At 37.2% G+C, this 5,562-nt stretch carries 8 protein-coding genes and 2 tRNA genes; 2 read left to right on the forward strand and 8 right to left on the reverse strand.

Annotated features, from left to right (window positions below; all coding sequences use genetic code 11):
- Nucleotides 1–176: 176 nt before the first annotated feature.
- Nucleotides 177–259 (forward strand) — tRNA-Leu (locus tag QRD39_RS10005).
- Between the two features lie 50 nt (nt 260–309).
- Here QRD39_RS10005 and rsmA read toward each other — a convergent pair.
- The 5 genes from rsmA to trxA all read right to left on the reverse strand — a co-directional run bounded on the left by rsmA (nt 310) and on the right by trxA (nt 3,517).
- Nucleotides 310–1,182 (reverse strand): 16S rRNA (adenine(1518)-N(6)/adenine(1519)-N(6))-dimethyltransferase RsmA, encoded by an 873-nt coding sequence (gene rsmA / locus QRD39_RS10010; RefSeq protein WP_285956388.1) that lies wholly within the window; start codon nt 1,180–1,182, stop codon nt 310–312.
- Nucleotides 1,183–1,325: 143 nt separating this feature from the next.
- Nucleotides 1,326–1,886: a ribonuclease M5 gene (gene rnmV / locus QRD39_RS10015; RefSeq protein WP_285956389.1), complete on the reverse strand. Its 561-nt coding sequence runs from the start codon at nt 1,884–1,886 to the stop codon at nt 1,326–1,328.
- Nucleotides 1,879–2,655: a TatD family hydrolase gene (locus tag QRD39_RS10020; RefSeq protein ID WP_285956390.1), complete on the reverse strand. Its 777-nt coding sequence runs from the start codon at nt 2,653–2,655 to the stop codon at nt 1,879–1,881. Before QRD39_RS10020 ends, rnmV begins: the two co-directional genes overlap by 8 nt.
- Nucleotides 2,656–2,707: 52 nt before the next feature.
- Nucleotides 2,708–3,139 carry a CoA-binding protein gene (locus tag QRD39_RS10025; RefSeq protein ID WP_285956391.1) on the reverse strand — a complete coding sequence of 144 codons (432 nt, stop codon included), beginning with the start codon at nt 3,137–3,139 and terminating at the stop codon, nt 2,708–2,710.
- Nucleotides 3,140–3,202: 63 nt separating this feature from the next.
- On the reverse strand, nt 3,203–3,517 hold the full coding sequence (gene trxA, locus QRD39_RS10030) for a thioredoxin (RefSeq protein WP_002889340.1): 315 nt from the start codon (nt 3,515–3,517) through the stop codon (nt 3,203–3,205).
- A 195-nt stretch (nt 3,518–3,712) separates the two neighbouring features.
- On the opposite strand from trxA, the gene QRD39_RS10035 reads away from it, so the two are divergent.
- Nucleotides 3,713–4,495 (forward strand): protein-ADP-ribose hydrolase, encoded by a 783-nt coding sequence (locus QRD39_RS10035; RefSeq protein WP_008535650.1) that lies wholly within the window; start codon nt 3,713–3,715, stop codon nt 4,493–4,495.
- A gap of 103 nt (nt 4,496–4,598) precedes the next feature.
- Here the strand turns inward: QRD39_RS10035 and QRD39_RS10040 are convergent, their stop codons facing one another.
- From QRD39_RS10040 to QRD39_RS10050, 3 genes are all read right to left on the reverse strand, one after another.
- A complete protein-coding gene (locus tag QRD39_RS10040) occupies nt 4,599–5,012 on the reverse strand; it encodes an acyl-CoA thioesterase (RefSeq protein ID WP_002888675.1) in 414 nt (137 codons plus the stop codon).
- A gap of 24 nt (nt 5,013–5,036) precedes the next feature.
- The gene (locus tag QRD39_RS10045; protein WP_285956392.1) at nt 5,037–5,372 is read right to left on the reverse strand and encodes a DUF6568 family protein; all 336 of its coding nucleotides are present in this window, start codon (nt 5,370–5,372) and stop codon (nt 5,037–5,039) included.
- Nucleotides 5,373–5,486: 114 nt separating this feature from the next.
- Nucleotides 5,487–5,560, reverse strand: a tRNA-Asn gene (locus tag QRD39_RS10050).
- Nucleotides 5,561–5,562 lie beyond the last annotated feature (2 nt).

Below are 5,562 nucleotides of genomic sequence, written 5' to 3' on the forward strand. Positions count from 1 at the left end.
AGGAAGCGTGTTTTCATCACTCTGAACATACAAAAAGAGAAAACCTATCAGGTTCTCTCTAGATGTTAGCTTTTCGTTACCCACTACAGTTGACATAGAGCCAAACAAGTAAGGAGCTCAATTCCTTTGGGCTCCTTGCATTTTTACTAATTTGCAGTATAATAAGCATAACATCTGCGGAGGTGGTGGAATGGCAGACACGCATGCTTCAGGCGCATGTGCTCTTACGAGCGTGAGGGTTCAAATCCCTTTCTCCGCATCATTGTACAGAAAATCCCGCTGACATTTATGTTCAGTGGGATTTTTAAGCTATAAACCTGCTTCGCTCAAAGCATCAGATAAACGGGCAAAATCAGGTATAGATAGAGCCTCTCCACGAATAGAAGGCTTTATATTTGCATTTTCCAAAGCCTGCTCAAGTTTAGTTTTGACTTCTTCAGATTTACCAAAATGACTTGTCAGATTATTCCAAAGCGTCTTGCGACGATGTACAAAACTAATCTTCGATACACGGAAAAAGAAATCTTCGTCTTTAACTTCAACCAGAGGTTGCTCATGACGCGTCATCTTCAAAATAGCCGAGTCAACATTAGGTGCTGGTACAAAAACTGTACGTGGGACAACAAATGCCACCTTAGCAGTCATATAATACTGAACAGCGATTGATAACGAACCATAGGCCTTGGTATTGGGCTCTGCAGAAATACGGTCAGCAACCTCTTTTTGCATCATGACAACAAATTCTGCAAAAGGAATCTTACTCTCAATCAAATGCATTAAAATTGGTGTCGTAATATAGTATGGTAGGTTGGCTACGACCTTAATTGGTAGGTTTGGATTTTTAAATTCTTTGACACGTGTCTGTAAATCTGCCTTGAGAACATCTTCGTTAATCACTTTAATATTATCATGGTCACGTAGTGTATCTTCCAAAATTGGAACCAAACGCTCATCGATTTCAAAAGCCACAACCTCTGCAGCATTTTCAGCCAAAAACTCAGTTAATGCTCCGATACCAGGTCCAATTTCGATAACATTGACATTTTTATCAATCTCTGCCGTATCTACTATCTTTTGTAAAATATTTGTATCTGTTAAAAAGTTCTGTCCAAAAGACTTCTTAAAGGTAAAGCCGTGACGCTCAAGAACAGCCTTGGTCACGCTATAATCTGCAATTCTCATTTCTTCTCTCTTCTTATTGTTATATTACGATTCTGCTTACTCGAGCCAAAAAATAAGGTTAATACTTTTACAGTTCATTAACTGGAATAATTATTTTAAACCAACCTCGGTAGCCACCTGTCTAGTCTGAGCACCTGTAGATTCTAGTAATGGGACATAGCCTCTTCAAGCTCTTCTAAAGTAATTCCAAACAATTCCAAACGTTTTAAAAGCTGCTTCCCATTGCAATAACCAATACGAAGCGTTTCTCCCAAATATTCTCGACGTTTTCGACTGTCTGCTCCCATTACTAGTCCTAAACGCATAAGATCTGATTTCCTAATATCAAACTGATTATCATCATCATAACTACCTAGGACTCCTGTCAAAGCCTTTTGAAGATCCTCGAAACTAGCATGCTCAACCCCTAGAGAACGCCCCTTTGTCTTGGATTTGGGAACAGCTTCACCACGATTTAAAAAAGCATGCTTGGCCGTTGGGACAGCTCCCATAATGATTTTACGGATACGTTCTCCATTATAATCTGGATCAGTAAAAACAATAACACCACGTAAGTCATTAAGCTTATCGATACGCTCTAAATCATCATCATTAATAGCAGAGCCTCTAGTTTCATAGGTGTCCACCTCATAAAAACGTCTCAAGTTTGCCGTATCATCCTTACCCTCTACAACGATGACTTCTTGAATTTTTATTTTAGTCATTAAGCCCAAAAATCCTCATTGCATTGTCATAAGTAGCTCTTGCAACTTCTTCACTTGTTAATCCACGAAGCTCAGCAATCTTGTCTACTACGTAACGTGTATAGCCGGTACGATTCTCACGACCACGTTTCGGAACAGGTGCCAAATAAGGTGCATCCGTTTCAACCAGAATCCTATCTAAAGGCAATTTCTGAGCAGCTTCTTGGACATCCAATGCTTTTTTAAAGGTAACAACACCTGAAAAGGAAATCATCATTCCAAGATCAACAAATTTTTGAGCCATTTCTAAGGATCCTGAGTACGAGTGCATAATACCACCACAAGGGCCAACCCCAACTTCTTTAATGACCTCGTAAGTATCCTCAAGTGCATCACGTGTGTGTACAACGAAAGGCAAATGGTGTTCCTTTGACAAGGCTATTTGACGCTTAAAGACCTCAATCTGAACCTCTTTAGGATCTTCCATCCAATAGTAGTCCAATCCAATTTCACCAAGTGCCACTACTTTCGGATTATCCAATTGTGATACAATCATATCCTCAATTTCCTGAGAATAGGACCCCGCTTCTGTAGGATGCCATCCAATCGTACTATAGAGTTGATCATATTGCTCTGAAAGTTCTAAAGACTTATCAATTGTCGGTTTATCAAAACCAACAATATTCATTTTAGTAACACCAAGTTCCGCTGCAAAATCTATTTCTTCTTGTTCTTTTCCTGCAAAATTATCCACATTAAGATGGGTATGCGTATCAAAAATTTTAATCATAGGTCTATTATAACAAAAAGGAGCGAGCTTAGCTCACTCATCCTTTCATTTATTAAACAAAGAGTCGCATATATTCTATCTTTGTACAGCGATTCATTACAATATCCTGGTGTCCTGCCTGACGTAGCATGATTTCAGCCTCTTCATTTTCAATGCCTATCTGACTCCAAAAAACTTTGGCATCCGCTTCAAGGAAATCAGAGGCAACATCTGGCAAAAACTCACTACGTCGAAAAACATCAACAATATCGACCGAAAACGGGATATCCTTTAGTTGACCATAGACATGCTCTCCAAGAATTTCTTGCCCCTCAAGTTTCGGATTAACCGGTACAATACGATAACCGGCAGTTTTTAAAAAATGCGCAACTTGGTAGGCTGATGTTTCTTTTCTATGAGACAAACCAACAATGGCAATCGTTTTGGCCGATTTCAAATAAGAATCGATAACCTCTTCACTAGGATTTTGAAATGTGTAAGTCATAAGAATCTCCTCCTATTTCAATAAACTAAAATAAAAATCCCTGAACGGGATTTCGTCGATTACTTAACCAAGCTCAGCAACGATGGCCTTAATTTGATCTTTCGTATGTACACCTGCAACCTGCTTAACAACTTCACCATCTTTTTTGAAGAGCAAAGTTGGGATAGACATAATTCCAAACTTTTGAGCTGTTTCTGGATTCTCATCAACATCAATTTTGACAATCTTGAGTTCATCCTCTGAAACCTCTTCAGAAAGCTGTTCAAGAATAGGGGCCTGCATCAAACAAGGCCCACACCAAGTTGCCCAGAAATCAATCAAAACCAGACCCTCAGCTGTCTCTTTTTCAAAGGTAGCATCTGTTACTACTTGCGTCATTTCATTATCCTCCTAGATATAGTAAACATTTGTAGACCTATTCTATATGATTCTATAGAGCATTGCAAGAATTTGATACAGACATAAAAAATTCATATCAAATATTAGTCATTGCCTATCATAGACATCGCTTGCCCACAACATAGCTTGGATGTATAATAATAAAAACACTATAAAAAATAGAAAAGAGTACATATGGATAAAGATGCAATGATTACCTATCTCATAGGTGAACTCAAAAAAGAAAATCTAGAATTACATGATTTGATTGTTCCAGAAGAGCTCGAGAAAAAGCAAAGACTCCTAAGAGCACTCTTTAATACACGTAAACCAATGGCAGCGTCAACACAATTCTTGACCATCCAAGACCTTTACCTACAAGTTAGAAAAGGAGAACGTGGAATTGTACAACTCAACACACTCCGTCCAATTCCTCAAGATGACCAAATTTACATCTGGAAAGGTGATATCACAAAACTCGAAGTAGATGCTATCGTAAATGCTGCAAATAAGACCTTACTGGGTTGCATGAAGCCACTTCATGATTGTGTTGATAATGCTATCCACACTTATGCAGGAGTACAGCTTCGCCAATCTTGTTACGAACTCATTTTAGAGCAAGGATATGAGGAACCAGTAGGAATGGCTAAAATTACGCCAGCTTACAATCTTCCTTCTGCATTCGTTATACACACAGTAGGCCCAAAGATAGAAAACCAACCAACACAAATTGATGAAGATCTTTTAGCTAAATGCTATCTATCTGTATTGGCACTAGCTGAAAAAAATAACATTGAATCCATCGCAATTCCATGTATCTCAACAGGAGACTTTAATTTTCCAAAACAAAAGGCTGCAACAATTGCAATTCAGACTGTTAAAGACTTTATAAAAGACTCTACAACCGTTAAAAAAGTTATTTTTAATGTATTTGATGATGATAATTTAAGTATTTATCAAGAACTCCTTACAAAATAAAAAGGTTAGAATAAAAATTCTAACCTTAAGTATTAAACAGGTAAACTTAAAACAGCCAGTGAGGCAAGACAATCATTTAAAACAATTGTCTTACTTCACTTTTTTATTTTAACTCAGACTGTTCTTTTAATAAATCAAAGAATATTGGATAATCTCGTTTTAGATTAACAAACTTACCTTCTTTAGACATAAAGCTATGTTCAGAAACAGCAGTACAAACAATAGTCCCATCTTGATTTAGCATACGATATTCAAAAGAAAGTCTTGCAGATTTAACTCCTTTAACAGTAATCTCTATAGAGATCTCATCCGCAAAAGTCGAAGTAGCTTTATATTCACAAGACAGGGAAGTAACCGGAGAAATTATTCCTTCCTCTTCTATTCTTTCATAAGGCCAACCAATTTCCCTAAGAAAGAATGTTCTAGCTTCCTCCATCCATCGAACATAATTAGAATGATGAGTAATACCCATTCTATCCGTTTCATAATACTGGACCTCGTGTTTATAAATAAACATAAGAACCTCCCAATACATTAAAAATTAGGAAATAAAATCCAAAATATCTTCTTCAGAAAGTGAAGAATCACAAACGACCTTGACAGAACCATTTTCTGATACAAAAAGTGCCGGAACAGTTGCAATACCATATCGATTACGTAACCCTTGAATTTCCTCAAGCTCTTCCTCATTTTCACTATTAACGTAGAAAATATTAAAATTAGAACTACAAGCAACATTCGATAATTTAGGTTCAAAACGTTGACAATAAGGACAAGTTGGTCTACCAATAAATAAAATGAACTTTTCTCCAGAAGCAATTTTCTCTTTAACTAAAGACACTGAAGCTGGAGTAAAATCCGAAGCAAAAATAGACATAATGACACCTCACAAATAAAAGTATAGTCCTATGATAGCTGAATTCGACCTAATAAACAAGTAAATAAATTGAAAACAAAAAAGGTCAGACAAAGTCTGACCACAAGTACTATACTCCGCCAGTAGGACTCGAACCTACGACATCATGATTAACAGTCATGCGCTACTACCAACTGAGCTATGGCGGATA

The organism is Streptococcus raffinosi, from assembly GCF_030284685.1.
In the GTDB taxonomy this organism is placed as follows: Bacteria; Bacillota; Bacilli; order Lactobacillales; family Streptococcaceae; genus Streptococcus; species Streptococcus raffinosi.

What these genes read in the sequence shown, in the direction of transcription:
- QRD39_RS10035 (WP_008535650.1), top strand. Translation starts at nt 3,713, where the DNA reads ATGGATAAAGATGCAATGATTACCTATCTCATAGGTGAACTCAAAAAA.
- QRD39_RS10025 (WP_285956391.1), bottom strand. Translation starts at nt 3,139, where the DNA reads ATGACTTACACATTTCAAAATCCTAGTGAAGAGGTTATCGATTCTTAT.
- QRD39_RS10040 (WP_002888675.1), bottom strand. Translation starts at nt 5,012, where the DNA reads ATGTTTATTTATAAACACGAGGTCCAGTATTATGAAACGGATAGAATG.
- rsmA (WP_285956388.1), bottom strand. Translation starts at nt 1,182, where the DNA reads ATGAGAATTGCAGATTATAGCGTGACCAAGGCTGTTCTTGAGCGTCAC.
- QRD39_RS10020 (WP_285956390.1), bottom strand. Translation starts at nt 2,655, where the DNA reads ATGATTAAAATTTTTGATACGCATACCCATCTTAATGTGGATAATTTT.
- trxA (WP_002889340.1), bottom strand. Translation starts at nt 3,517, where the DNA reads ATGACGCAAGTAGTAACAGATGCTACCTTTGAAAAAGAGACAGCTGAG.
- rnmV (WP_285956389.1), bottom strand. Translation starts at nt 1,886, where the DNA reads ATGACTAAAATAAAAATTCAAGAAGTCATCGTTGTAGAGGGTAAGGAT.
- QRD39_RS10045 (WP_285956392.1), bottom strand. Translation starts at nt 5,372, where the DNA reads ATGTCTATTTTTGCTTCGGATTTTACTCCAGCTTCAGTGTCTTTAGTT.